Source organism: Streptomyces sp. NPDC006544 (assembly GCF_040611715.1).
GTDB lineage: Bacteria > Actinomycetota > Actinomycetes > Streptomycetales > Streptomycetaceae > Streptomyces.
The window spans coordinates 92,710-117,660 of the sequence record NZ_JBEXOV010000010.1 but is presented as its reverse complement, the minus strand read 5'-3'; the positions used below and the strand labels follow the sequence as shown (position 1 = coordinate 117,660).

Here is a 24,951-nt window from a genome sequence, read left to right as displayed (position 1 = left end):
GCGCCGCACACACGCCCGGCGCCCCGGCCGTCTCTTCCGGATCGTGCCGGGGCCCGCGACGCCCGGCGCCGCGGGCAGGGCCGGCAAGATCCGGAAGGGGCGGCCTAGACTGGAGCGTTTCCAGCCGGCCGCCGATCCGCTCGGCCCCACCGGCCCCGTCGCCGCCTGCCGGTGCGCTCACCTCGCCGGGCGCCACCCCTCGGAGTGCACTCATGGGCCAGTCCCCGTCGCCCGCCGGGCCCCGGCGGCTTCCCCTCACGCCCGCGGGCGGCGACGAGGGCACGCTGTTCGGGCTGGAGGACCTGCACGGCGGCCCCGACCGCGCCGGACCGAATTCACCGCGGCCGCTCGTCGGGCCCTCGTTCCGTGACTCTCCCGGGGCCCGCCGGATGCTCTCGGTACGCGAGATCCACGCGGAGCCGGCAGCCGCGGCCTCGCCGCGCGGGCGGCAGATCCTCGCCCGCTTCCCCGAGGCCCGGGTCATCGACGTGGACTCGCACTGGCGCATCCCGCAGCTCCACGGCAACGCGGGCAACCTCGAACGCTGGGTCCGCATCAAGAGCGAGGTCCTCGTCCTGGGCGAGAAGAAGACCCTCACCACACGGCCGAACGGCAGGTCGGCCGACTGGATCGCCCCCGGCTCGGCGAACGGGTGCGCGATGGCGTGCGCCTACTGTTACGTGCCGCGGCGCAAGGGCTACGCCAACCCGGTCACCGTGTTCACCAACATCGAGCAGATCATCGCCCACCTGGGCCGGCACGTCGCACGGCAGGGACACAAGCGGGAGCCGAACCAGTGCGATCCGACCGCCTGGGTGTACGACATCGGCGAGAACAACGACTGCTCGGTGGACGCCCTCATCAGCGAGAACACCGCGGATCTGGTGCACGCGTTCTCCCGCTGGCCCACGGCCAAGGCTTCCTTCGCCACGAAGTTCGTCAACCCGGACCTGCTGCTGCTCGATCCGCGCGGCCGCACCCGGATCCGCTTCTCGGTGATGCCCCCGCAGGACTCGCGGGTGCTGGACATCCGCACCAGCCCGGTCGAGCAGCGCCTCGAGGCGGCCGCGGACTTCCTGGAAGCGGGGTACGAGGTGCACTTCAACCTCTCTCCCGTCGTCATCCGGCCCGGCTGGGAAGGGGACTGGACGCGCCTGCTGCGGCACATGGACGACGTCCTTCCCCGCGCCGTGAAGGAGCAGGCCGCGGCGGAGGTGATCATGCTGACGCACAACAGGGAGCTCCACGAGCTGAACCTGGCCTGGCACCCGCGCGCCGAGGACATGCTGTGGCGGCCCGATCTCCAGCAGGCCAAACGTTCCGAGAATGGCAGCTGGAACGTCCGGTACCGCAACTCCGACAAGGCGGCGGCCGTCGACACCATCCGGCGCCTGGTGGCTTCCCACGCCCCGTGGCTGCGGATCCGCTACGCCTTCTGACCGCGCGGGCCCGTCGGACGAACCGCTCTCGGCACACGTTTGAAAGCGCGGAACGAGTGCAGAAGCGATCTGACAACGAGCCTTGTCCCACACGGTAGGAGACACGTCATGGGCATCATCGCCTGGATTCTCATCGGACTGCTGGCCGGCCTCATCGCCAAGGCGATCATGCCGGGCAAGGACCCCGGCGGCATCATCATCACCATGCTCATCGGTATCGCCGGCGGCCTGCTCGGCGGATGGCTCGGCAAGGTCATCTTCGGCGTCGACTCCATAGACGGCTTCTTCGACCTCTCGACCTGGATCGCCGCCATCGTCGGTTCCGTCATCCTTCTGGCCCTCTACCGCCTCGTCACCGGGAACTCGCGCTCCCACCGGCATGCCTGATCGCGGTCGCGAGCCCTGCGACCGACGGCCGACTGGTGCCGTGACCGGGAGCGTTCGCCGGTCACGGCACCAGTGGTGTGCGGGCCGGTCCGGGGCTGCCGTCGCCTAAGAGGCGTACGCCCGTCGGTCCGTCGGCTCGGCCCGCACTCCCCCGGGCCCCCCTCACGACGTACCGTCCGCCTCCCGGTCCGACCGGGGCCATACGTACGGAAGGTCGTCCGGTACACCGGGGAAGCGCTCCCGGTAGAAGTCCGGGTCCTTGCGCACCAGCGCGGACTGATGGCTCCGGTGGAAGTCCGCGGCGCCCAGCCAGGGCGGAAGGTCCCCGGCGGCGGCCAGCTGCTCCTGCGTCCGCGGCCCTCCCCCGGGCGGCCACGCCCCGAAGTCCTGGACCAGGGTGACGGCGCAGGTGTCCGCGCGTCCCCCGGCCGTCCACACCCCGCAGATCTCCAGCCCGTACCGGACGAGGGCCTCCTCGTACCCCGCCCACATCCGTACCGCCGGGTGCCTGCGCCATCCGTAGCCCGGAACGATCAGGCCGCGCAGCACCTGTACGGCCTCGACCCGCTGCTTGCCGAGCCTGCGGGCGTCGAGCACGGCTGCCGAGGCGTCGAACGACGGGAACGGAAGGAACGTCTGCATGCGGCCTCTCTCCGGTACGCCGACGGCTGCGGTGCCCGAGGACCCCGCGGCCGTCGAGTCGCGTCTCGTGTGTCGCCCCGCGAGCCTGCCAGACGCGCACGGCGAAACCCTTGCGCACGGCCGGTCCCCGGGGGCCGCGTCCGCGTGACATGCGGGGTGAGCGGGGTACGCGCACCATGAAGGAGCGCGGCGTCGAGGGCCGCTCGACGGCTCGACGGCGCCGCGGCGGCAGTGCGAGAACGGGCGGGACCGGCCGCGCGCCGGGCCCGCCCGTACCGTTCCGGCAGGAGGAGGAGCCCCCGTGGCCGTCCGTCATCAGCTCATCCGGCGCAGCCCCCGTACGGTGTGGGCCGTGCTGGCCGATCCGGCCCTGTACGGGGAGTGGGTGGTGGGCCCGTCCGAGTCCACGCCGCTCGACCAGACCTGGCCCGCCCCGGGTGCCCGCCTGCGCTACACGATCCGGCTGGGGCCCTGGTCCGCCGAGGGCACGACGACCGTCCGCCACCAGGAGACCGGCCGGGAGCTGGAGTTGGAGGCACGGTTCAAGTCCCTCGGCACGGCGAGGATCTTCCTCCAGCTCAGGCCGTGGGGCGAGGAGACGCTCGTCGTCTGCGACGAACACCCCCTGCGCGGCGTGGGAGGGATGCTGCACAACCCGGTGAGCGAAGCGGCCCTGCAACTCAGGCACCGCGGCATGCTGGCCCGTCTGGCCAAGCTCGTGGAGGAGCGGCCGCACGAGGTGCTCCATGCCTGACGCGGTGGTGATCGGCGCCGGGCCCAACGGCCTCGTCGCCGCGAACGTGCTGGTCGACGCCGGGTGGAGCGTGGAGGTCCTGGAGGCGCAGGCGGAGCCCGGAGGCGCCGTGAAGAGCGACCGCGGGGTGCACCCCGACTACGTCTCGGACGTCTTCAGCGCCTTCTACCCGCTCGCCGCCGCCTCCCCGGTCCTCGCCCGCCTCGACCTCGCCGCGGAGGGCCTGCGCTGGAGCCACGCGCCCGCCGTGCTGGCCCATCCCCTCCCGGACGGCCGGTGCGCGGTGCTGGAGCGCCGGCTGCAGGACACCTGCGCCGGGCTGGCCCGGTTCGCGGCCCCCGACGGCGACTCCTGGCAGCGCATGTACCGGACCTGGAGCCGGCTCGGGCCGGATCTCGTGCAGGCCCTGTTCACCCCCTTCCCGCCGGTGCGCTCCGGGCTGCGGCTGGCCGCGAAGCTCCGCGCCTCCGGGGGGCTGCGGCTGGCCAGGAGACTGGCCCTGCCCGTGCGCCGCCTCGGCGAGGAGGAGTTCGCCGGGGAGGGCGGCCGGCTCCTGCTCGCGGGCAACGCCCTCCATGCCGACCTGGCCCCCGAGGCGGCGGGCAGCGGCGGCTTCGGGTGGCTGATGTCGATGCTCGGCCAGAGCCACGGCTTCCCCGTCCCCGTCGGAGGCGCCGGCGCCCTGACGGACGCGCTCGTGAGCCGGCTGCTGCGTCGCGGGGGCGTCCTGCGCTGCGGGGAGCGCGTCGCGTCCGTCGTCGTACGGGGTGGCACCGCCGTCGGGGTCAGGACCGCGGGCGGGGAAACGGTCGCCGCCCGCCGGGCCGTGCTGGCCGACACCTCGGCGCCGGCCCTGTACCGGGACCTCGTCGGCGAGGAGCACCTCCCCTCCCGCCTCCTGCGGGACCTGGAGCGCTTCCAGTGGGACTTCGCGACCTTCAAGGTCGACTGGGCCCTCTCGGGCCCGGTGCCGTGGACGGCGCCCGGAGCGGCCGGGGCGGGGACCGTCCACGTCGCCGACGGCGTGGACGGTCTCACCCGTTTCGCCTCCCAGGTCGCCACCGGCCGCGTTCCCGACGAGCCGTTCGCCCTCTTCGGCCAGATGACCACCGCGGATCCCAGCCGCTCGCCCGCCGGCACGGAATCGGCGTGGGCCTACACCCACCTCCCGCAGCGCATCACCGCCGACGCGGGCCCCGACGGCATCACCGGCACGTGGGACGCCCGCGAGCAGGAAGCCATGGCCGACCGGATCGAGGCGCAGGTGGAGCGCTTCGCACCCGGCTTCCGCGCGCTGATCGCCGCGCGCCGCGTCCTGGCCCCCACCACCCTCCAGTCCCTGGACGAGAACCTCCGCAACGGCGCCATCAACAACGGCACGACCGCCCTGCACCAACAGCTGGTCTTCCGCCCCACCCCCGGCAGCGGCCGCCCCGAGACGCCCGTCAGGAACCTCTACCTGGCCTCCGCCGCCGCCCACCCCGGCGGAGGTGTCCACGGCGCCCCCGGCGCGAACGCCGCCCGGGCCGCCCTGCGGTCCCGCGGGCTGCACTGCGTGCTCCACCGCGCCCAGCGCGTCTGACGGCCCGGCCTCGTACGGCCCCGCGGGGGACCGTGCACCGCCTCAGGGCCCGATCGTCAGCTCCGCACATCGGGTGACGACGGACGCGAGGGGCTGTCCGCCGTCGTGCAACCGCCGCTGCACACGGGCGCCGTTCCCCCGTTCGTGCAGGTGCGCCAGGGCCTCCCGGACCCGCTCGTCGTCGCCGTGGTCGCGCAGTGCCTCGCGCACGTGCTGGTACAGGGCCTCGACGGCCTCCTCGGCGGACGTGGGGCGCATGGTGACGGGGTGCAGGAGAGGTCCGTCGAGACCCGAGCGTCCGGCCCGCCAGGAGGCCAGTCGCAGCAGACTCGTACCGGTTCTGGCCGGAGGCTGCCCGTCCTGCCAGGCCCGGGACGCGGTCTCGGCCAAGCCGCGGACGAGGGCCGCGATCAGGACGGGTGTGGAGGCGTCGAGGCAGACGTCGGCGACCCGGACCTCCACCGTGGGGTAGGTGGCCGACAAGCGCGCATCGAAGTAGACCATGCCCTCGTCGCGCAGCACCCCGGTCTCGATCATGGCGCTGACCTGCTCGTGGTAGCGGTCGGCCGAGCCGAAGAGGTCGACGGGGCCGGCCGAGGGCCACCGGTTCCACACCCGGCTCCGGTAGCTTCCGTACCCGCTGTCCTCGCCCTGCCAGAAGGGGGAGTTCGCGCTCATCGCCGTCAGAACGGCCAGCCACGGCCTGATGCGGTCCAGGATCGCGACGCCCTCCTCGTCCGAGGCGACCGACACGTGGACGTGGCAGCCGCACGTCAGCTGCTCCTGCGCCGTCAGTCCGAACTGCTCGCCCATCCACCGGTAGCGCGGCCCGGCGTTCAGGGAGGGCTGCACCGGGAGCGGCGATGTCGCGAGCGCCGCCACCACGGCGCCGGCGCTCGCCGCGTGGCGGGCGGCCTGGCCGCGGATGCGGACGATCTCCTCCTGGAGCTCGCCCATCTCCGTGACCGGCTTGGTGGCGAACTCCACCTGCTCCCTCTGCAGTTCCTTCTCGAACTCGTGGTCCGGCCGCCCGCCGATGCCGGGGCGCCGCCAGGCGAACCGCTCCGCCGCCGCCAGGACCGCCCCCGAGACCGCGAGCGGAGCACCCGTCCGCGCGTCCACGAGCAGCAGTTCCTCTTCCACCCCAACGCTTCGCATGTCGCCACCTGTCGATCGACCGTCCGTTGCGCTGCACCTGCCCCGCGCCGACCGGGCCATGCCGCAACCCGGGCCGGCGCGTCGTCGCGCGTCAGGAGGGCACACGGCAGCGGGGAGGTGATGCATCGTGCCGACGTGGCCCAGTGCACCGGGAAGAGCGGCGTCGGCGGCCGCGCGGGCCGCCGCGTACGCGTGGCGGGGTGTACGGACGCCGGGCAGTGAGCGGGACGACCTGCTCCTGGGGGCGAAGACCGTCGTGGCGGCGATGGTGGCGTGGACCCTGGCCCGCTACGTCCTGCCCCCGGCGGTCGCGACGTTCGCGCCGTACACGGCGATGGTGGCCCTGCAGGCGACCGTGTACCGCTCCCTGCGTGACTGCGCCCAGTACGCGCTGGCCATGGCGGTCGGCGCCACGCTGGCCGCCGCCCTGGCGGCCGGCGCGGGCATCCACAGCTGGACCTTCGGTCTCCTCACCCTGGCAGCGCTCTGGATCGGCCGCGTCCGGCGGCTGGGCCGGCAGGGCACCCAGGTCGCCATCGTGGGCTTCTTCGCCTTCTCCTCCGGTCAGGGGAGGATCGACTACATCGGCCACCTGGCCGCTTCGGTGGCGATCGGCGCCGTCTGCGGCCTCGCCGCCCACCTCGTCCTGGCTCCCGCGCGCCACGCCCGGCACCGGCAGACGGCGGCCGCCGGCCTCTACGCGGAAGTGGGTGAACGGATCCGCGCGCTGGCCGACGCCTTCGAGGCGGCGGACCCTGACGGCGACCGGGTACGGCAGTGGCGCCACGACTGGCGCCGCCTCTCCCGCGCGTGCGACACCCTCCACCGGAACATCGAGGCGGAGGAGGAGAACGGCGTCCTCAATCCCCGCCGCAGCTTCGAAGGAGCCGCCCGGGCCCTCCCCCGGACCCGCGAGTCGGTCACCGTGGCCCAGCGCTCACTGGACCACCTGCGTTCCATCACGCGCACCCTGGACCACGCCGTCGAGAGCCGGGAGATCGAGGACCTGCCGCCGTCCTTCCGCCGGGGTTTCGCCTCCGTGCTGAGGACCTCGGCCGCCGCGATGGAGGAAATAGGGCAGGCGGTGCACACCGACGACGACCGCCTCGCCCACCTGATCGAGGATGCGGCGTCCCGGCTCGACGAGGTCGAGAAGGGCTCCCTGACCCGCCCGGAAGGCCCGTCCGCGGCCCCGACGCTCCAGGGCACCCTGCTCACCGACGCCGCACGCCTCCTCGACGAGCTCCGCTCGGGCCAACGCGTCCTCGGTCACGCCTGAACCGCCCCGAAGGACGCGCCCGGCATGCGACCGGCGGCTTCCACGTCCACGATGGGTGCGACCCCGCCCAGGCGTCAGGAGCCGATCCCATGCCGTCCCGATGACGCGAAGGCCCCCGCCGGAGCACACCCCGGACGGACATCACGTCCTCGTCGACGGCAGGCGCTGGCGCGCCACCGACCCGGACCTGCCCGCCGATGCGGACGCGCGCCTGCGCAAGCACCTGATGGCGGCCCGGCGTGCCGTCGGCGCCGCGCTGCGGGCGCACGACGACGGGGCGGAGCGCGAAGCCAGGCAACGCGTGCACACGGCGAAGGTCGCCCTCGGCGAACGCGGCACCCCCTGGTGGGAACAGACCGACGCGGAGCGCCGGGCCCGCTGGAGGGACGGCCTGGCGGCGCTGGACGAGCGCCACGGCCCGCCCTGAGCACGCGCCGGCGAGGACCTCGACCCCGGGCCCCGGGCCCCGGGTTCAGGATTCGACGTACGCCACGATCGTGACGGTCCGTAAGGCGGTGACGTAGTAGATCACCCGGACCCCGTCGATCTCGTCCGCGTAGTCGCGCAGCAGGGTGCCGGGCACCTCGGTGCCGAGCTCGGGGTTGACGCTGACGGCGACGATCGCGCGGTCCAGGCGGTGCGTCTCGTCCGCCGTGAGTTCGGCCAGCTGCGTGAGCGCGGGTTCCACCATGACGACGCGCGAGCGGCGCGCGGCGCGCTCAGGCGACACGGGGCCGCCCGTGGGCGAGGCGGCCTACGGGGGCATCGCGGGGCTGACGGTCGAGCGCTGGCACGGTGGCCGACTCCTGGCTCATCCGGGGCTCCTGGGCTCTCTCTGGCTGGTGACCCCACCGTATCCCCGCTGCGAGGTCCGGGAGCCGGATACCCCGGTCTTCGCCGCGGACCCGGTGCCCGTGCGCGGACCTGCCCGTTCCTCCGGATCGCGTCTCCGTGCCGCCCGCGCGACTAGCATGCGCGGATGGAGATCCGTGCGGGGCAGGTGGTGATCCACTTCGTGGAGCACGGGACGGGCCGCCCCGTGCTGGTCCTGCACGGCGCGGGGGTCGACCACCGCGAGGCCGAGGCCTGCTTCGAGCCGGTTCTCGCCGGTGTCCCGGGGCTGCGGCGGATCTATCCCGACCTGCCGGGCACGGGCCGGACCGCCGCCCCCGAAACGCTGCGCGGCGCGGACGAGGTCCTCGACACGCTGCTCGCCTTCGCGGACGAGGTCACCGGCGGGACCGGGCACCTGCTCATCGGTCACTCGGCGGGCGCGCACTACGCGCGGGCGATGGCCGCGCGGCGCCCGGCGGAGGTCGCCGGTCTGGCGCTCGTGTGCCCGCTGCTGCCGGGGCTGCGCGACGTGCCGCAGCACCGCGTCGTCGCCGGAGGCGGGATCGGCGACGACGTCTTCCGGAGCTACTTCGTGGTCCAGACCCCGGAGATGCTCGAACGGTACGAGCACCACGTCGCCCCGGCCGCGGCGCTCGTCGACGAGGCGGCGCTCGAGCGGATCGGCGAACGGTGGGCTCTGACGCCCGGTCACGCGCCGCCCTACGCGGGTCCGACCGTGATCGTGGCGGGACGACTGGACTCGACGGTCGGGTACGCCGCCGCTGCCGACCTCCTCGACCAGTACCCCCACGCCTCGCTCGCCGTGGTCGACGACGCCGGGCACGCCCTTCCCCACGAGCAGCCGGCGCTCCTGCGCGCCCTCCTCACGGAGTGGCTCGAGCGCGTCGAGCGTTCCGGCCCACCCGGGGACGGCGATCCCATGGCCGCACCCCGGTTTCCTCGCCCATAACGGGGCAAGCGACAGACAGGCCCGCCCGACAGAAGGAGGAACAGGTGAGTACAGCCGTCCTGGACCAGCCGCTGTCCCGTACCGGCCGGCCCTGCGCGTCAGCACGTGAGGCCACGCGTGCCTTCCTCGCCCGCGCGACCCGCGTGCGCGCGCCCGCCCAGAGCGCGAGCACCGACAACGTGCTCCTGGTCGTGGCCGAGCTCGTCGCCAACGCGATCCGGCACACCAACGGCCCCTGCGCCCTGCGCCTGGAACTCCTGGGCGACTCCATCGACGTATGCGTCGCCGACCACAGCCCCCGGCCCCCCGAACCCCGGACCCCCCGGACCGACGGAACGGGCGGATGGGGATGGTTCCTGCTCGACCGCCTCGCCAGCCACGTCCGCGTCCGGCCCGGACCGGACGGCGGCAAGATCGTCTGCGCGCGCCTCCCCTGGTAGGACCCGCCGTTCCCGGGGGGAGGCACCCCGATGCCGGCCACGTCGTCGACCGGCGGCCTCCGGTGCTCCGGTTGATCCGGTGATCCGGTGCGTCCGGGGGGCGGTACGGGGACACCGACAAGCTCCTCTGAAGATCAGCGGGCGGCGTATCCTTGCAGCAAGCGGTGAGGAGGCATGAGTGAGAGCGGCGCGAGCGCTGACTACGCTGGATGAGGTCGAGGTGGGAGATCACGTCTGCTGGATGATCGACGAGGACCGAGGTCTGTCCACCCACTCGGCCCCGTTCGTCGCGGACGGAGCGCTCTTCGGGGACCGGATCGTGCTGGTCGGCTCCCCCGGGCCGCTGGCGACGGTCCGCGAGCTGCGTTCCTTCCCCTCCTCCGCCGTGGTGATCGACCCCCTCGAGACCGCCGGATCCATAGTCGCCGCGGTGGATCAGGAGCTCAAGCGGGCCAGCCGCGAAGGGTTCCGTTCCGTCCGCGTCCTCGCGTGCCGCGAATCGGGAGGCGGCGCCCCGCCGAGCACGTCGGCGCTGTTGGAGAGCGAGCTGGGCCTGGACGAGGTCGCCGCCCTCGGGGGTGCCACCGTGGTGTGTGCCTACCTCCCCGGTTCGTGGGACGCCCTGGAGCTGGAGCAGGTCATGTGCGTACACCCGCAGACGCTGGGCATCAGACCGGAGCTGCCCGGATTTCACATATTCCGCGCGGGAAGCGAGGGGTGGAAGGTGACAGGCGTGATCGACTCGGACGGGGCGCACGCGTTCGGGTCCGTCCTTCGGGCCGCGGCGCTCCACACCCCCTCGATCCGGCTCTGCTTCGACGACGTCGAGCTGATGGACGCCGCGGGGATGCGCGCCCTGGTCGACGCCGCACTGCACCTGCCCGACCGCTCCGTCACCGTCGAAGGCGCCAACCAGATCGTCAAACTGACCTGGGAGCTGTCCGGCTACGCCGTATCCGAGATCCCGGTGGAGGTGCGCGGATGACCACCTTCGTCCAGCCGGAACGGCCGCAGGAAGGTTTCCGGCACGAGCTCTACCCCTACCTGGGCGAGGACGCGTTCCTGGGTGGCGCCCTGGACTTCATCCAGGAGGCACTCGACGCCCGGGAAGGGGTCATCGTCTCGGTGCCCGGCGACCGCGAGGCACTGCTGCGCGCCGAGCTCCCGGACTCCAAGTCCGTCACGTTCGTGGACGCGGCGACTCCCGGGCGCAACCCCGGCCGGCTCCTCGCCGTATGGCAGGACGAGATCGCCCGGCACGCCGCCGAGGGACGGCCGCTGCGCGGCATCGGCGAGTCCGCCTGGCGTCAGGCGCGGACCCCCTCGGAAGCCGCCGAGCTGCGCTATCACGAGTGGCTCCTCAACCTGGCCTTCGCGCAGAGCACCGCTTGGTGGCTGATGTGCCCCTACGACACGGCCGACGAGGACCCGGCCGCGCTCCAGGCACTGACCCGCTGCCATCCGCTGATCCGGCGCGGCGGGTCCGCCGAACCGAACGTGGACTACCACCAGGACACCCCTTACGCGTTCGAGGACCTCACGGATCCCTGCGGTCCCCTGGACGAGCTGGCCTACACCCGCGGAGGCCTGGCGGCCGTCCGCGACAAGATCTCCACCTGCGCCGCCGAGGCGAACCTCACCGGGTCCCGGCTGAGCGGGCTCCTCCTCGCGGCCACGGAGGTCGCCACCAACAGCATCCGCCACGGCGGAGGCCACGGAACCCTGCGCACCTGGACGCAGGACTCCGCCTTCATCTGCGAGTTCCGCGACGCCGGGCACATCGAGAATCCGCTCGCCGGCCGCATCCGTCCCACCCACCAGGGCGCCGGCGGCCGCGGGCTGTGGCTGGTGCACCAGCTGTGCGAGCTGGTCGAGATCCGATCCACCCCGCAGGCGGGCACCACCGTCCGCCTCCACACCCGACTGTCGTCGGACTGACGCCGGGCACCGCCGGTACCGGGCGGGAGGCCCCGCCCGGTCCGCTGCGGACAGGGCGGGCGAGCACGCTCGGCGCGGGGCGGAGCGGGGCTTCGCCCTCCGCCCGGGTCATTCCGTGATGGTGGGCGGCGCGGCCATGAACGGGCGCACCTCGAGCCATTCGTGGATCGGCTTCCCGCCCGCCCCGGGGGCGGCCGACAGCTCTCCGGCCAGCTCGAGGGCGCGCTCGTGGCTGTCGACGTCGATCACCATCCACCCGGCGACGAGGTCCTTGGTCTCGGCGAACGGGCCGTCGGTGACCGGCGGCCGCCCCTCGCCGTCGTAGCGGACCCAGGTCCCCTCGGGAGCGAGCCCCTGGGCGTCGACGAACTCCCCGGTCCCCTCGAGCCGCGCCGCGAAGTCGTGCATGAACTGCACGTGGTCCGAGATCTCCTGCGGGGTCCACCGGTCCATGCAGACGTCGTTGACGGGGGCCGGGGCGCCGCGGTAGTGCTTGAGCAGCAGGTACTTGGCCATGACGCTTCTCCTCGGTACTCGTGCGACCCGTTCCGGTCGCTCTCACAACGGGGACGGAGCGGGCCACGGGTTCTCGACATCGCCGTCGGGACTTCTTCCGAACCGGTCGTGCGAGCCCGCCGTGCGAACCGGCCGTGCGAACCGGCCGTGGGAACCCGCCCTGCCTGACGCCGGAGCCCCGACCGCTCGAGGACCCGTCCGTGATCTCCGCGTGTGCCCGGGCGACCGGCCTCCTGTCCGGTCCGGGACGGCACGCGGGCGAGGCCGCCGACGCCCCGGTGGCGTGGACGACCCTCTGCCGACGTGCGGTGGTGCGGCGATACTGAACCTGAGCCGACCGCTCGGCCCTCCTGGGCCTCCGATCACCCCGGGTAGTCGCAGCGGGACTACCTGTTCAGCGTTCCGTCCGGCAGGTCGAAGGGTGGTAGCGATGGGCGCACCAGCTCCGGGCCGGGGCGAGCGGCCAGAGGATCCGTTCGCGCTGCACAACTCGGCCTCGGCGGTACTGGACGACCACGGCGGGGTGGTCGGCTGGAGCGAGCGCGCACAGGAGCACCTGGGCTACCCGGCCGAGGAGGTGCTGGGCCGGGCGGCGATCGACTTCTTGTTCGACGTCCGTGATCGTGACGCGGTCCTGGACGCCGTGGCCGAGTGCCGGCGCGACCGGAGCTGGTCCGGTGTCCTGCCCGTGCTGCACCGCAGCGGGCGGCGGGTGGAGCTGGGCTTCCGCGCCCGCGCCGTCATCCGCGCCGGTTCGGCCCGCGAGTGGTTCCTCGTGGTCGCCCCGGCGGAGGAGGTGCTCCAGTGGGAGACGGACCGGTCCGTCCTGGACGGCCTGTTCCGGCGCTCACCGATCGGCCTGTCCGTCCACGCCCCCGACCTGAGCATCCTGCGCATCAACCGGGCGCTGGCCCGGTTCACGCACCTGCCCGCGGCGGAGGTCCGGGGCCGGGGCATCGGCGACTTCCTCATCGGTCCGGACGTGGAGACCATCGAGACCCGGCTGCGCCGGGTACTGCGGACCGGCGAGCCCCTGATCTTCACCGAGCAGGCCTGTCGCCTGAGGAACGACCCGGGCCACGAGCGGGTGGTGTCGGTGTCGGCGTTCCGGATGGAGGATCCCTCCGCCGGGATCCTCGGAGTCACCCAGTTGGTGGAGGACGTCACCGACCGCCACCGGGCCCGGCGACGGCTCGCCCTGCTCAACCAGGCCAGCGCCCGCATCGGGACCACGCTGGACCTGAGCCGGACCACCCGGGAGCTGGCCGATGTCGCCGTCCCCGATCTCGCCGACGCCGTCTCGGTGGATCTGCTGGAGCCGGTGGCCGGCGGGGAGGAGCCCACGGGGGAGGCGAGCGGGCTGGTCCGCCGGATGGCCGTCCACTCGGTCGCGGCGGAGGCGCTGGAGGTGATGCACGCCGCCGGGGAGGTCTTCCACTTCGATCCCCGTACCCCGCAGGCCCGATGCCTCGCGGAACAGCAGCCCATCCTCGAACCGGAGCTCCACACCAGCCCCGGCTGGTACTTCCAGGATGCGGAGCGGACCCGGCGCGCCTTCGGCCTGGGCGCTCACTCACTGATCGTCGTACCGCTGAAGGCCCGCGGCCTGCTCCTCGGCCTGCTCAGCCTGTGGCGGTCCGGGCGGCCCGAACCGTTCGAGGAGGACGACCTCACGCTCGCGGAGGAGTTCGCCGCGCGCGCCGCCCTCTGCATCGACAACGCCCGCCGCTACACCCAGCAGCATCTGGCCGCCCTGACATTGCAGCGCAGCCTGTTGCCGCGGGAGCTGCCCGACCACAGCGCGGTCGAGGTCGCGTACCGCTATCTGCCGGCAGATCCCGCCACCGGCGTCGGCGGCGACTGGTTCGACGTCATCCCCCTCTCCGGAGCCCGCGTCGCCCTCGTCGTCGGCGACGTCGTCGGCCACGGTCTGCACGCTGCGGCCACCATGGGCCGCCTGCGCACGGCCGTGCACACGCTGGCCGGCCTCGACTACGCGCCGGACGAGGTCCTCTCCCACCTCGACGACCTGGTCAACCGCCTGGCCGACGAGCAGGAGCCCGCTCACGCACTCTCGCAGGGCCGCCAGATCGTCGGCGCGACGTGCCTCTACGCGGTCTACGATCCCGTCTCCCGGCGCTGCACCATGGCCCGCGCGGGCCACCTGCCCCCCGCCGTCCTGACCCCCGACGGCACGGTGAGCCTGCCCGACCTTCCCGAGGGGCCCCCGCTGGGTCTGGGCGGACTCCCGTTCGAGGCTGCCGAATGGGAACTCGCCGAGGGAAGCCTGCTGGCGCTGTTCACGAACGGCCTCGTCGAGGCCCGCGGCCACGACCTCGACGAGGGTCTCGAGCGCTTGCGAGAAGCCCTGGCCCGGCCCAGCCGCTCGCTGGAGGAGACCTGTACGGCAGTGCAGGACGCCCTGCTGCCCGAACACCCGCGCGATGACGTGGCCCTGCTCGTCGCCCGCACCCGCGTGCTGGCCGCGGAGCAGGTCGCCTCCTGGGAACTGCCCGCGGAACCGACCGCCGCCGCCCGGGCACGGCAGCTGACGGAGGCCACACTGACGGGGTGGGGCCTGGACGAGCTGTCCTTCACCGCCGAAATCGTCGTCAGCGAACTGGTCACCAACGCCTACCGGTACGGCGGCGGCAAGCCGCTGACCCTGCGGCTCATCCGCGACCGCAGTCTGATCTGCGAGGTCTCCGACAGCAGCAGCACCGCTCCGCACCTGCGGCGGGCGCGCACGACCGACGAGGGCGGGCGCGGTCTCTTCCTGGTGGCCCAGCTCACCGAGCGGTGGGGCACCCGCTACACCCGGGACGGCAAGACCGTCTGGACGGAGTTCCCCCTGGCCCCCGCGGCGCAGGAGCCCCCCGCGGCGGCCGCGGTCCCCGCGGTCGACGGGTGACACCGGCGCGGTTCAGGGGCAGGGGGCCGCGCCGGGCGCGGTCACAGGCGCACGACGACCAGGGCGATGTCGTCGTGAGCACCCCGCGCCACCTCGAGACGGGCCAGCAGGGCGTCGGCGAGGTGGTCGGGGTCGAGACGGACGCCGCGGGCCAGGGCTTCGGTCAACCGGTGCAGGCCCGCGTCGATGTCCTCGCCGCGGCGCTCGATCAGCCCGTCGGTGTACAGCACGAGGGTGTCGCCGGGGGTGTAGGACAGGGCGGCTTGGGGCCGGGTGACGTGTTCGGGTCGGGCACCGAGGGGCGGGTCGGTCGCCTGGTCCAAGATGCCGCACGTGCCGTCGAGATGCACCAGGAGGGGCGGGGGGTGGCCGGCGCTGCTGTAGGTGATCCGACGGTGGCGGGTGTCGATCACGGCCTCGACGGCGGTGGTGGCCAGCGCTCCTTCGACCGACCGGGCGTACAGACCGAGGACCTCGAGCGACCTGGCGGGCTCGTGGAGGGCCCGGACGGCAGCCGACAGTGCGCTGCGGAGCATGCCCATGACGGTCGCGGCCTCCAGGCCGTGGCCGACGACGTCGCCGACCGCGACACCGAAGCAGTCACCGGGCAGGTCGACCACGTCGTACCAGTCGCCGCACACGTTCAGCGACCCGACCGCGGGCAGATAGCGCACCGCGACGTTCCTGTGCGCGTCCAGGTCGGGCGAGTGCAGCATCGCCTCCTGGAGCGTCAGGGCGACCTGGCGTTCCCGGGCATGCGCCTGGCGGAGTTCTTCGTTCAGCCGTTGCAGCTCCAGGGACCGGGCGTACAGCTCGGCTTCCATCGCCTCCCGCTTCCCCAGCGCGCCGCTCCGTGGGGGGCCGGGGCGGGAGTGGACGAACTCGGTCACGTCCTCCACCCTGTGGATGATCAACGCCACCTCCCCGTCGGGCCCGAGCACAGGGGTGTTGATCGGGGACCACCAGCGTTCCTCGAAGCTCCCCGGCCGGGACACGACGGGGATGTCGTACTTCTGCACCGCCATCGTGTCCGGAGCCTTGGACCGCAGGACCCGGTGCAGCGAGGCCCCCAGGTTCCGCACCCCGTCCGCTTGCGGGTCCCCCGGATTGTCCGGGAAGGCGTCGAACAGGTACCGCCCGACCAGCTCCTGGCGGCTCCGCGCGGTCGCCCCCAGGTAGGCATCGTTGACGTCGACGATCACCAAGTCGGCATCGAGCACGAGATACGGGCTGGGCGTCGCCGCGAACAACAGCTGGTAATCGATCCGAGTCACCACGTCGCTCGTGCCGGTCCTTCCGCTGGTCGCGGGTGTTCCCGCCAACCTACGAGGCGGGCGGCGTCCATGCCCGCCGGCCTGCGCCATCGGTGTCGTACGGGTGCGGCGACGACTGCGGCGGCAGCCGGGACACCGATCGGGTTCGACGGGGGAGAAAGTCATCCCGACTCCGGAGGGCGGCGCCCCCTTGCGGGGCAACCGAGCCCCGTCCGAGCGCGAACGCCACGAGGGCGCCGATCGACTCCGCGCACCGCAGCCGGGTCCGTCGCAAGGGTTCCCCGGCGCCGCGCGCCCGGCGCAGCCGAGGTCGCTCCGCCCAGCCGGGGATACGTCAACTTTGTTGATTCCAAGGATGCTTGACGGCCACACGCATACGATCAACGGCATGACACCAGTGATCGCCCCGTTGCCGGGCGGTACGCCCGCGCAGCTCGGAGGTCACCGGATCCTCGGGGTGCTCGGGGCCGGAGGCATGGGGACGGTGTACCTCGCCCGCCGCCGGGGGCGTCCGGTCGCGCTCAAGACCATCCGGCCCGAACTCTTCCGCGACGCGGACCTGCGCGAGCGGTTCACCCGCGAGGCCGCCGCCGCGGAAGCGGTCCGCAGCCCCTTCGTCGCCAACGTGCTCGGCTCCTCGACCGCGGGCCAAGTGCCGTGGATCGCTGCCGAGTTCGTCCCGGGCGCGACGCTCGCCGCCGCCGTACTGCGGCAGGGGCCCCTGCCCGCGCCCGCCGTGCGGGTCCTCGCCGGGGCGCTCGGCCGGGCCCTGACGGCCCTGGGCGCGGCCGGGGTCGTACACCGCGATCTGAAGCCGTCGAACGTCATCCTCGGCGCCGACCGCCCCCGCGTCGTCGACTTCGGCATCGCCCGGGTGACCGGCGACGCCACCTTGACCGCGACCGGGCAGCGCCCCGGAACGCCCGGCTACATGTCGCCCGAACAGGTGGTGAAGGGTCCCCTCGGACCGCCGAGCGACGTCTTCTGCCTCGGTGCGCTGCTCGTCTTCGCGCTGACCGGCCGGCACGCCTTCTACGACGGAGACCCGGTCCGCTCGGACTTCCGCATCGCCTACGAGGCCCCCGACCTCACCGACGTACCGGCCGAGCTGACGCCCGTGATCCGCGGCTGCCTCGAGAAGCAGCCGGAAGACCGGCCCGCCGCCGCGGAGGTGGCAGCGGAACTCGACCCGCAGGGCGCCGCCCTGCGCGCCGCCACCCGCTGGCTGCCACCCGCCGTGCTCGCCGACGCCGCCGAGATCGCACGGGCCGCAGCCGCCCTGGGCGCCGGCCCGCGGCTGCCCACCCGTCGCAGGGTGCTTACCGGGGCCGGAGCGGCCGTGCTCCTCGCGGCGACCGGTGCCACCGCCCTGCGCACCCTCCAGGAGGACGAGGACCCCGGCCGCACCCCCGCGCCCCGCTGGAGCGGGCCGCCCGGCACGGTGCCGGGGACCCTGTGGTCGTACGACGGAGCCGCGGCGCGGCCGGCCTTCGGGCCGGTCGGCGTCGACGGCCGGGTGTGCTTCGCGGACGGCGGCGGCGAGCTCCTCCTCCACGATCCGGTCTCGGGCGAACGGCGCTGGCGCGGACCGGTGGTGCGCGACCTCGTCGGCGGCCGCCGGCCCGTCGCCCTGGACCCGGACGGCTCCCTGCTGTTCCTGGACCCCGGCAGCGGTACGGTCCGCCACCGCGTGCGCGACGGGGTGACCGGGCTGCTCGCCGCCGACGAGGACCAGGTGTACGTCCTCGACGCCGACGGCCGCCTGGCCGCGCTCGAGCGGGCGGACGGCTCGGTGCGCTGGCGTGTGCCCGTCCCCGTGTCGGGCACGGTGCTCTCGGCGGCCGCAGGGTACGGGCGGCTGCTCCTGGCCTCCGCCGTCGACGGGTGGGCGGCCCTGTCCGCCGCCGACGGCAGCCCGATGTGGCGGCGGCCCGCCGGCACCGACGGCTCGCGGACGGCCCTGTCCCCGCGCGGAGTGCTGCTGGGCGGGGCCGGGGACCGGACCCTGACCTGCCTGGACCGGGGGACCGGCGAACAGGTGTGGACCCTGCCCGCGGACGACAGCGCGGGCTTCGGCGTACCCACGCCGGCCGGCGACACCGTGTACGTCGCCGACGGCCGCCAGCTCCGGAGCATCGACGCGAGGACGGGAGCCCCCGCCTGGACCGTGCTGGCCGCCGAGGAACTGGCCCAGGACCAGGGTCCGTTGGTGGCGGGATCCGGAATCTTCGCGCCGCTGCGGAGGCCCGAGCTCGGCGTTCTCGTGGTCCACGGCGGGCGGGCGGCCGAACAGTACGTCTTCGCACCGGCCCCGGTCGGGGAAGGCCGGGCCGACGTTCCCTGGCGGGGAGTGGTCGCGGCGGGCAGCGTCATCTGGCAGCGCGGCAGCGCGGTCCGCGCCCTGCCAGGCATGTGACCGGCCCCGGGCGGGGCCACGAGGTGAGGGGGGAACGCATGGGGGGCGGACGTCTTGAGGAGGGCTTGCGCCCCGAGGACCCGCGGTCGGCCGGGCCGTACCGGCTGCTGGCCCGTTGGCCCGGCCCCCGGCCGGTGCCGCCGCGGAGCGGCATGTACGTCGGCCGCGACCGGAACCACGGGCACGCCGTGGTGTGCCTGCTGCCCCCGGCCGCGTACCGGGCGGCCGAGACGCTGAGCCGCGGGCACGTGCCGGGAGTGCCGGCCGTACTGGACCTGAACATTGGGGCCGAGCCCGCGTGGGTGGCCCTCGTACACACCCCTGCGGTGTCCCTCTCCGACGTGGGGCGGCGGCCCGGGACGGAGTCCGGGATCCTGCCCCTGGAACAGTCGGTGCGGCTCGCCGCGGAGATCGCCGACACCCTGGCCGCCCTGCACGCCCGGGGCATCAGCTACGGCGCGGTGGCACCCGACGGGGTCTGGCTCACCACGGCCCGCCCGCTGCTGATGGCCCTGCACGCCTCCCGCATGCCCTCCGTGCCGCCTCGCGAGCCGGGCCGGGGGCAGGGGCAGGGGCAGGGGTCGGGACCCGACGCAGGGCCCGGGCGGCCCGAACCGCACAGCCGAGTGTCGACCGTGCCCGCCGCCTTCATGGCCCCGGAAGTGGCCGCGGGTCGGCCCTCCTCAACCGAGGCCGACGTGTACTCCCTGGCGGTGCTGCTGCTCCACACGGCCACGGGGCGGCTCCCCTTCGGGGACGGCCCGCCGCCCGTGCTGGCCTACCGCGCCCTCCACGCCCGGCCCGAACTGCCCGAACTCCCGGCAGCGCTGGGCGAGGTGGTGGCCGCGGCGCTGGCCGCCTCCCCGTCGGACCGCCCCACCGCCGCGGAGCTGTGCCGGACGCTGGCCCCCGGAGGGCAGGGCGCGGAGCGGACGCCGGACCCGCTGCCCGGCCGGGTCGTCGCCGCACTGGCCGCACGCACGCAGGCCATCGCCGACCGGGAGATCGTCGATGCTGATGCTGATGCCGTCGCGGACGCGAACGGGGACGGGGACGGGCATGCCGACGACCTGCCCCCGGCGGACGCCGATGCGCACGAGCCCCCGCACCCCGCCACCCAGGCGGCGGCGCCCCCGGCCCCCGGCCCGGTTCCGGCCCCGACGACCACCCCCGACGCGACCGCCCCGCCCACCCGCCGCCGGGTGCTGTCCGGCCTGCTGGCCGGCACGGCGGGCGCGGCCCTGGGGGTCTGCGGGACCCTCGCCCGGTCCGCGCTGACCCGCGCGGACGGCCGCGCCGGGCCGTCCGCGGCGGGCGGCGGTTCCGGTACGAGCGCCCGCGTGCCCGGCATGCCGCCGGCCGCCCTGTGGCGCCTGGACGACCCGACGGCCCGCACCCGGCTCCTCCCGGTGAGCAGCGCCGACCGTTGCCTGATGACGCGCGGCGACGTGCTCTACGGGCACGACCTGCGCACCGGCAAGGAAGTGTGGCAGCTGCCCGACGGCGGCAGCACCCCACCCGTCCAAGTGCCCGGCGACCGCTTCCTGACGGCCACGCGCGAGGGGTTGTCGCTCTGCTCGATGCGCGACGGCCGTACCCAGTGGCTCCAGCGCAACGAGCAGCTCGCCAGGGTGCTCGCCGCCGACGGCGCCACCGCGTGGCTGCTCACGGGGGACGGGAGTCCGACCGGCGGATACCTACTGGCGGCGTTCGACCTGGACCACCGCAAGGAGCTGTGGCGCACCCCGCTGCCGAGCGGATTCGGCAAGACTCAACTCGCCACCACCGTCGGCCCCGAGACGGTCGTCGTGGAGGTGCAGGCACCCCAGCAGATGTTCCGGGACGTCACGGCCGTCCGGACCCTGTCGATCGCGGGCTTCGAGCGGAGCAGCGGACGCATGCTCTGGAACCGCTCCTACCCCGACGCGCACGGCGGCCCGGCCTCCGTGGTGGACCCGGCGGGCGGCGGACGGCTGTTCCTGCTCTCCCGCGGTCGCGCCCACGCCTACGACCTGAAGACCGGGACCCGGCTGTGGGAGTCGCAGGCCCTGGTCGCCGGGACCAACGCCCCGCCCTTCTTCAGCGGCGGCACCCTGTACCTGGCCGACGACGGCACGGGCCCCATCGTGGCCGTCGACCCGGACAACGGCCGGACGCTGTGGGAGCAGACGCTCACCGAGAACCTGGAGTGGAACATGCTCGGGAGCATGACCGCGAGCACCTCCGGACGCACCCTCTACCTCGCGACCCTGCACCAGGTCACCGCGACCGGCCTCCCCTCGGGCAAACGGCTGTGGCAGACCGGGCTCGCGGGGGTGGAGGCCCGGGAACCGTTCCAACTCGCCGCGGTCCCCGGCATCCTGCTCGTCGCCCGGCCGTCCGCCGTCGTCGCCCTCCCGGCGGACTGACCCCGCGCCCTCTCCCCCGCCCGCCCTCCCCCGCCCGCCCGCCGGCTGCGCACGCAAGCACGCACGGGCTCGACCGCCGCCCCGAAGGAGTCCACCGGTCATGTCCACGCTCCTGCCCCTGCTGCCCGACGATCCCGAACGGCTCGGGGAGTACACCCTCCTCGGCCGGCTGGGCGGCGGCGGCATGGGGACCGTCTTCCTGGCCCGCACCGCCGGTGGCCGGCTCGCCGCGGTCAAGACCGTCCGGTCCGACCTGCGCGACCAGCCCGGCTACCGTCAGCGGCTGACCCTGGAGGCCGAGGCCGCGCGGGCGCTGGGAGCGGAGCACACCGCGGCTTTCCTCGGCGCCGACCCCGACACGGCGCGGCCCTGGCTGGCCACGGCGTACCTCATCGGGCCCTCGCTGACCGAGGCGGTGGCGGCCGGGGGGCCGCTGCCCGAACCGGCCGTCCGCGCACTCGGCTCCGCGCTCGCCGGCGCCCTCGCCGTCCTGCACCGTGCCGGGTTCGTCCACCGGGACGTCAAGCCGTCGAACGTACTGGTCACCGCGCAGGGCCCCCGGCTCATCGACTTCGGACTCGCCCAGGCCCCTGGCAGCCCCCGCCTCACGGAGGCCGGGGGACTCGCGGGCACACCGGCGTACATGTCACCGGAGCAGGCGCGCGGGGGACCGCCCGGCCCGGAAGGCGACGTGTTCGCCCTCGCGGCGGTCCTGGTGTTCGCCTCCACCGGCCACGGCCCCTACGACGCCCGCGGCCGCCAGAGCACCCTCGAACTGCTGCGGGACGGCGCCGACCCCGACCTGACGGGCCTCCCGGACGGGCTGATCGGGACGCTCACCGCCTGCCTGTCACCGGAGCCCGGCGACCGGCCCGCCCCCGGCCGACTGCGGGACGAGTGGGGTCCGTTCGACCCGGGGGAGTTCGCCGAGCTGCTGCCGCAGGCGCTCCTCGCCGACCTGTCCCGCCGGATCAGGGACGTCGCCACGGTCGCCCCCGCCCCGCTGCGCGCCCCCGCCCCGCGCGGCACTCTCTCCCGGCGCACGCTGATCGCGGGCGCCGCGGCCGCCGCGCTCACCGTCGCGGGCGGCGCCTCGGCGCTCTGGGCCACCGGGAACCTCCCGGGCTCAGGACCTGGTCCGGGGTCCGGCTCCGGCTCGGGGAACCGTACGGCGTCGCCCGGCCCCGGCCGCACCTCCCGCCCGCCCGGCACCCCGCCGGCCGCGCTGTGGTCGGTCCCGTCCCCCTTCTCCGCCGCCCCGGCCGTCGCGTCCGACGACGTCCTGATCCACACGAGCGACGTCCTGCGCGGCATCTCGACGGCCGACGGCCGGATCCTGTGGGAGACCAAGACCGCCACGGTCGATGTCGTCGTGGCGGGAGAGCGCCTCGTGGGCCTCGTCTTCGACGACGACGGCAACGCGAGCGCGGGATACCTGGACCCGCGCACCGGCCGCCTTCCCGCCGACGCGGCCGACCCGGCCGTGCTGGGCGGCCTCGCCCACACCACCCAGCTACTCGCCGCGGACGCCCAATGCCTCTACCTCAAGGCGTACTTCCGCTCCGATGACCAGCGACAGCAGGAGGAGGCCTGGCTGCTCTCCTACGATCTGGGCGCCCGGAAACTGCGCTGGCGCACGCGCGTCGAGGGCGCCGTCCTGGACTCGAACGGCTCGCTCATGATGTCGGCGATCCTCTCCGGCGGCCGCCTGATCTGCTCGGACCCCGCACGCGTCTTCGCCGTCGACGTGCGCGACGGCCGCCTGCTGTGGGCCTGCCGGGTCCGCACCGACCAGGAGGCGGCGTCACCCGACCAGTCGGGAGGCATCAACCCCCCGGTCGCGTCGGACCGCCACGTCTTCGACTTCGAGGAGCGGATCACCGCGGTGGACCTGGTGACGGGCGCCGTGGCCTGGAAACTGGAGCCGGAGGGTACGAAGCTGCTGAGCGCGCCCGTCTGCGTGAAGGGCACGGTGTACGTCGCGGACGGGACGCTCCAGGCCTTCGACGAGTCGACCGGGAAGAAGGTGTGGACCCATGACCCGGGTGCGTACGTCTCCATGCTGGCGGCTCCCGCCCCCTTCCGCGGGGAGCTCTACGCGGCGGTCGGCGGCGCCGGTCAGGCGGTCGTCGCGGTGGACGTCGCCGCCCGCCGCGTCGCGTGGACGCTCGCCGCGGGCGCCGTCAACATGCCCGACGGCCCGACGATGATCGTCCAGCGCGGCAACCGGCTCTACCCCCAGACCGTCGACCGCCTCGCGGCCGTACCGCTCGATTGACATCCGCCGCGACCCCGGCCGGAGTCGTCCACGCATGCCCGCCGCCGGTGGATCCGGCGCTGCGGGTCGGCCGTGTACGACCGGAGGGGCCATCGGCCGCGGTCGAACCGTGCCCCCCTCGTGGCGGCGTACACCGGGCCGGCCCTCCAGGGCGTCAGGTGGGTGTGTGTGCGGTTTCGTTCTTCGCGGTGCCATCTTCGTCCTGAGCCTCCGACGCAGAAGGCTGTTGCGGAGCGGGCGGGGTGCGGACCAGCAACGCGGCCAGCACGGCCAGTACGCCGATCACGGCGCCGATGCCGAATCCCCAACGGATGCCGGTGGCGAGGGCGCTGGTGGTGTCGGCGCCCTCGGCTGCTGCCGTGGCGGCCTGTCCCGACATGACACTGATGACCAGGGCGGTGCCGGCGGCGGCCGCGACCTGTTGGAGCGAGCCCAGGATGGCGGAGCCGTGGGGGTAGAGGTGCGGCGGCAGTACGGACAGGCCGGAGGTGAAGACGGGGGTGAAGACGAACGCCATGCCCGCACTCAGGGCCACGTGAAGGGCGAGCACCAGCCACGGCGAGGTCTGTTCGCCCGTGAGGGCGAACAGCGCGAGGGCCAGCGCTGTGAGTGCGGCTCCGGGTACGACCAGGCGTGGTGCGCCGACTCGGTCGTAGAGCTTGCCGACCTGTGGTCCGAGCAGGCCCATGGTCACGCCGCCGGGGATGAGGAGCAGCCCGGTCTGCAGCGAGGTCAGGCCGCACACCTCCTGCAGATAGATCGGCAGCAGGATGAACGCACCCATGAGGGCCATGAAGGACAGGCACATCAGGCCGAGCGCCACGGAGAAATGACGAAACGTCAGGGCACGCAGGTCCAGCAGCGGTGCGGACGAGCGCTGCAATGCCAGCTGTCGCCATACGAACAGGCCTACCAGCACGGCGCCGGCCAAGGCCGTGGCCGCCGGGGGCACGGGGGCCTGGGCCGCGTTCCCGGCACCGAGCCCGCTCAGGCCGTAGACCAGGGCGCCGAAGCCCGCTGCCGCCAGGGGGACGGACAACCAGTCGATCGGACCGGCCTGCGGCTCGCCGATGTTGACCAGTTCGCGCCGACCGAACACGGCCATGGCTCCGGCGATGGGAAGCACGGCCAGGAACAGCAGGCGCCATGACCCCAGCTGCAGCAGCACACCGGAAACGGCGGGGCCGAGGGCGGGGGCGACGGAGATGACGAGGGTGATGTTGCCCATGACACGGCCGCGGTCGTGCGGGGGCACGAGGGTCATCAGCGTCGTCATGAGCAGCGGCATCATGACGGCGGTGCCGCTGGCCTGGATGACGCGGGCCGCCAGCAGTACGGGGAAGGCGGGCGCGGCTGCGGCCAGAGCCGTGCCGGCGAGGAACAGTGCCATGGCGAGGCCGAAGGCGGTCCGAGTCGTCACGCGCTGGAGGAACCACCCCGTCACCGGGATGACGACGGCCATGGTGAGCATGAAGGCCGTGGACAGCCATCCTGCGGCTGCCGCGGTGACCTCGAAATCGCGCATGAGCCGCGGGATCGCGTTGACCATGATCGTCTCGTTGAGGAGGACGACGAACGTGGACAGCACGAGAATCCGCAGCACGGCGGTGACGCGGGCGGGCGAGGGGGTGGGCGTTGCGTGTGGCGCGGGCATGGTGCCTTCCGTCATGTGAGCGTCCTCCGCACGGGGGCAGGTCACACTGACAGACCGTGGCGCCGGGAAGA

General features: G+C 74.1%; 20 protein-coding genes. 14 read left to right on the top strand and 6 right to left on the bottom strand.

Annotated elements, in window-relative coordinates; genetic code table 11:
- The first annotated feature begins 212 nt into the window (after positions 1 to 212).
- Positions 213 to 1,439, top strand: a complete 1,227-nt coding sequence (locus tag ABZY44_RS07795; protein WP_356651008.1) for a spore photoproduct lyase family protein — start codon at positions 213 to 215, stop codon at positions 1,437 to 1,439.
- Positions 1,440 to 1,547: 108 nt separating this feature from the next.
- Complete coding sequence (locus tag ABZY44_RS07790) at positions 1,548 to 1,826, top strand: GlsB/YeaQ/YmgE family stress response membrane protein (protein ID WP_356651006.1); 279 nt, start codon at positions 1,548 to 1,550, stop codon at positions 1,824 to 1,826.
- A gap of 162 nt (positions 1,827 to 1,988) precedes the next feature.
- On the opposite strand, the gene ABZY44_RS07785 is transcribed toward ABZY44_RS07790, so the two are convergent.
- Positions 1,989 to 2,468 carry an MSMEG_6728 family protein gene (locus ABZY44_RS07785; RefSeq protein WP_356651004.1) on the bottom strand — a complete coding sequence of 160 codons (480 nt, stop codon included), beginning with the start codon at positions 2,466 to 2,468 and terminating at the stop codon, positions 1,989 to 1,991.
- A gap of 301 nt (positions 2,469 to 2,769) precedes the next feature.
- Between ABZY44_RS07785 and ABZY44_RS07780 the strand changes: the two genes are divergently transcribed.
- Both ABZY44_RS07780 and ABZY44_RS07775 read left to right on the top strand, forming a co-directional pair.
- A complete protein-coding gene (locus ABZY44_RS07780) occupies positions 2,770 to 3,222 on the top strand; it encodes an SRPBCC family protein (RefSeq protein WP_356651002.1) in 453 nt (150 codons plus the stop codon).
- Positions 3,215 to 4,804 (top strand): NAD(P)/FAD-dependent oxidoreductase, encoded by a 1,590-nt coding sequence (locus tag ABZY44_RS07775; protein ID WP_356651000.1) that lies wholly within the window; start codon positions 3,215 to 3,217, stop codon positions 4,802 to 4,804. The genes ABZY44_RS07780 and ABZY44_RS07775 overlap by 8 nt, the downstream gene beginning before the upstream one ends.
- Positions 4,805 to 4,846: 42 nt before the next feature.
- On the opposite strand, the gene ABZY44_RS07770 is transcribed toward ABZY44_RS07775, so the two are convergent.
- Positions 4,847 to 5,962 carry a glutamate--cysteine ligase gene (locus ABZY44_RS07770; RefSeq protein WP_356650998.1) on the bottom strand — a complete coding sequence of 372 codons (1,116 nt, stop codon included), beginning with the start codon at positions 5,960 to 5,962 and terminating at the stop codon, positions 4,847 to 4,849.
- 127 nt (positions 5,963 to 6,089) lie between these two features.
- On the opposite strand from ABZY44_RS07770, the gene ABZY44_RS07765 reads away from it, so the two are divergent.
- Both ABZY44_RS07765 and ABZY44_RS07760 read left to right on the top strand, forming a co-directional pair.
- Positions 6,090 to 7,241: an aromatic acid exporter family protein gene (locus tag ABZY44_RS07765; RefSeq protein ID WP_356650996.1), complete on the top strand. Its 1,152-nt coding sequence runs from the start codon at positions 6,090 to 6,092 to the stop codon at positions 7,239 to 7,241.
- 100 nt (positions 7,242 to 7,341) lie between these two features.
- Entirely contained in the window at positions 7,342 to 7,668 is a 327-nt protein-coding gene (locus tag ABZY44_RS07760; protein ID WP_356650994.1) for a hypothetical protein, read from the top strand.
- Between the two features lie 45 nt (positions 7,669 to 7,713).
- Here ABZY44_RS07760 and ABZY44_RS07755 read toward each other — a convergent pair whose 3' ends face one another.
- Positions 7,714 to 7,971 (bottom strand): hypothetical protein, encoded by a 258-nt coding sequence (locus ABZY44_RS07755; protein ID WP_356650992.1) that lies wholly within the window; start codon positions 7,969 to 7,971, stop codon positions 7,714 to 7,716.
- 249 nt (positions 7,972 to 8,220) lie between these two features.
- Here ABZY44_RS07755 and ABZY44_RS07750 point away from each other — a divergent pair, with 249 nt between their 5' ends.
- The 4 genes from ABZY44_RS07750 to ABZY44_RS07735 all read left to right on the top strand — a co-directional run bounded on the left by ABZY44_RS07750 (position 8,221) and on the right by ABZY44_RS07735 (position 11,423).
- Complete coding sequence (locus tag ABZY44_RS07750) at positions 8,221 to 9,045, top strand: alpha/beta hydrolase (protein WP_356650990.1); 825 nt, start codon at positions 8,221 to 8,223, stop codon at positions 9,043 to 9,045.
- Positions 9,046 to 9,089: 44 nt separating this feature from the next.
- Positions 9,090 to 9,485 (top strand): ATP-binding protein, encoded by a 396-nt coding sequence (locus tag ABZY44_RS07745; RefSeq protein WP_356650988.1) that lies wholly within the window; start codon positions 9,090 to 9,092, stop codon positions 9,483 to 9,485.
- A gap of 220 nt (positions 9,486 to 9,705) precedes the next feature.
- Positions 9,706 to 10,470: an MEDS domain-containing protein gene (locus ABZY44_RS07740; RefSeq protein ID WP_356650986.1), complete on the top strand. Its 765-nt coding sequence runs from the start codon at positions 9,706 to 9,708 to the stop codon at positions 10,468 to 10,470.
- The gene (locus ABZY44_RS07735; protein ID WP_356650984.1) at positions 10,467 to 11,423 is read left to right on the top strand and encodes a sensor histidine kinase; all 957 of its coding nucleotides are present in this window, start codon (positions 10,467 to 10,469) and stop codon (positions 11,421 to 11,423) included. Before ABZY44_RS07740 ends, ABZY44_RS07735 begins: the two co-directional genes overlap by 4 nt.
- A gap of 108 nt (positions 11,424 to 11,531) precedes the next feature.
- On the opposite strand, the gene ABZY44_RS07730 is transcribed toward ABZY44_RS07735, so the two are convergent.
- Positions 11,532 to 11,939, bottom strand: coding sequence for a YciI family protein (locus ABZY44_RS07730; RefSeq protein ID WP_356650982.1), 408 nt, complete (start codon positions 11,937 to 11,939; stop codon positions 11,532 to 11,534).
- Between the two features lie 430 nt (positions 11,940 to 12,369).
- On the opposite strand from ABZY44_RS07730, the gene ABZY44_RS07725 reads away from it, so the two are divergent.
- Positions 12,370 to 14,850 (top strand): SpoIIE family protein phosphatase, encoded by a 2,481-nt coding sequence (locus ABZY44_RS07725; protein WP_356650980.1) that lies wholly within the window; start codon positions 12,370 to 12,372, stop codon positions 14,848 to 14,850.
- Between the two features lie 41 nt (positions 14,851 to 14,891).
- Here the strand turns inward: ABZY44_RS07725 and ABZY44_RS07720 are convergent, their stop codons facing one another.
- Positions 14,892 to 16,127, bottom strand: coding sequence for a SpoIIE family protein phosphatase (locus tag ABZY44_RS07720; RefSeq protein WP_356650979.1), 1,236 nt, complete (start codon positions 16,125 to 16,127; stop codon positions 14,892 to 14,894).
- 385 nt (positions 16,128 to 16,512) lie between these two features.
- Between ABZY44_RS07720 and ABZY44_RS07715 the strand changes: the two genes are divergently transcribed.
- From ABZY44_RS07715 to ABZY44_RS07705, 3 genes are all read left to right on the top strand, one after another.
- Positions 16,513 to 18,540 (top strand): serine/threonine-protein kinase, encoded by a 2,028-nt coding sequence (locus ABZY44_RS07715; RefSeq protein WP_356650977.1) that lies wholly within the window; start codon positions 16,513 to 16,515, stop codon positions 18,538 to 18,540.
- Between the two features lie 38 nt (positions 18,541 to 18,578).
- Positions 18,579 to 20,948, top strand: coding sequence for a PQQ-binding-like beta-propeller repeat protein (locus tag ABZY44_RS07710; protein WP_356650975.1), 2,370 nt, complete (start codon positions 18,579 to 18,581; stop codon positions 20,946 to 20,948).
- A gap of 100 nt (positions 20,949 to 21,048) precedes the next feature.
- A complete protein-coding gene (locus tag ABZY44_RS07705) occupies positions 21,049 to 23,226 on the top strand; it encodes a serine/threonine-protein kinase (RefSeq protein ID WP_356650973.1) in 2,178 nt (725 codons plus the stop codon).
- Positions 23,227 to 23,380: 154 nt separating this feature from the next.
- Here ABZY44_RS07705 and ABZY44_RS07700 read toward each other — a convergent pair whose 3' ends face one another.
- Positions 23,381 to 24,895 (bottom strand): DHA2 family efflux MFS transporter permease subunit, encoded by a 1,515-nt coding sequence (locus ABZY44_RS07700; protein WP_356650971.1) that lies wholly within the window; start codon positions 24,893 to 24,895, stop codon positions 23,381 to 23,383.
- Positions 24,896 to 24,951 lie beyond the last annotated feature (56 nt).

Excerpts from the sequence above, each read along its gene's own strand:
- ABZY44_RS07795 (WP_356651008.1), top strand. The coding sequence starts at position 213 with ATGGGCCAGTCCCCGTCGCCCGCCGGGCCCCGGCGGCTTCCCCTCACG.
- ABZY44_RS07790 (WP_356651006.1), top strand. The coding sequence starts at position 1,548 with ATGGGCATCATCGCCTGGATTCTCATCGGACTGCTGGCCGGCCTCATC.
- ABZY44_RS07785 (WP_356651004.1), bottom strand. The coding sequence starts at position 2,468 with ATGCAGACGTTCCTTCCGTTCCCGTCGTTCGACGCCTCGGCAGCCGTG.
- ABZY44_RS07775 (WP_356651000.1), top strand. The coding sequence starts at position 3,215 with ATGCCTGACGCGGTGGTGATCGGCGCCGGGCCCAACGGCCTCGTCGCC.
- ABZY44_RS07770 (WP_356650998.1), bottom strand. The coding sequence starts at position 5,962 with ATGCGAAGCGTTGGGGTGGAAGAGGAACTGCTGCTCGTGGACGCGCGG.
- ABZY44_RS07760 (WP_356650994.1), top strand. The coding sequence starts at position 7,342 with ATGACGCGAAGGCCCCCGCCGGAGCACACCCCGGACGGACATCACGTC.
- ABZY44_RS07750 (WP_356650990.1), top strand. The coding sequence starts at position 8,221 with ATGGAGATCCGTGCGGGGCAGGTGGTGATCCACTTCGTGGAGCACGGG.
- ABZY44_RS07735 (WP_356650984.1), top strand. The coding sequence starts at position 10,467 with ATGACCACCTTCGTCCAGCCGGAACGGCCGCAGGAAGGTTTCCGGCAC.
- ABZY44_RS07730 (WP_356650982.1), bottom strand. The coding sequence starts at position 11,939 with ATGGCCAAGTACCTGCTGCTCAAGCACTACCGCGGCGCCCCGGCCCCC.
- ABZY44_RS07725 (WP_356650980.1), top strand. The coding sequence starts at position 12,370 with ATGGGCGCACCAGCTCCGGGCCGGGGCGAGCGGCCAGAGGATCCGTTC.
- ABZY44_RS07715 (WP_356650977.1), top strand. The coding sequence starts at position 16,513 with ATGACACCAGTGATCGCCCCGTTGCCGGGCGGTACGCCCGCGCAGCTC.
- ABZY44_RS07710 (WP_356650975.1), top strand. The coding sequence starts at position 18,579 with ATGGGGGGCGGACGTCTTGAGGAGGGCTTGCGCCCCGAGGACCCGCGG.
- ABZY44_RS07705 (WP_356650973.1), top strand. The coding sequence starts at position 21,049 with ATGTCCACGCTCCTGCCCCTGCTGCCCGACGATCCCGAACGGCTCGGG.
- ABZY44_RS07700 (WP_356650971.1), bottom strand. The coding sequence starts at position 24,895 with ATGACGGAAGGCACCATGCCCGCGCCACACGCAACGCCCACCCCCTCG.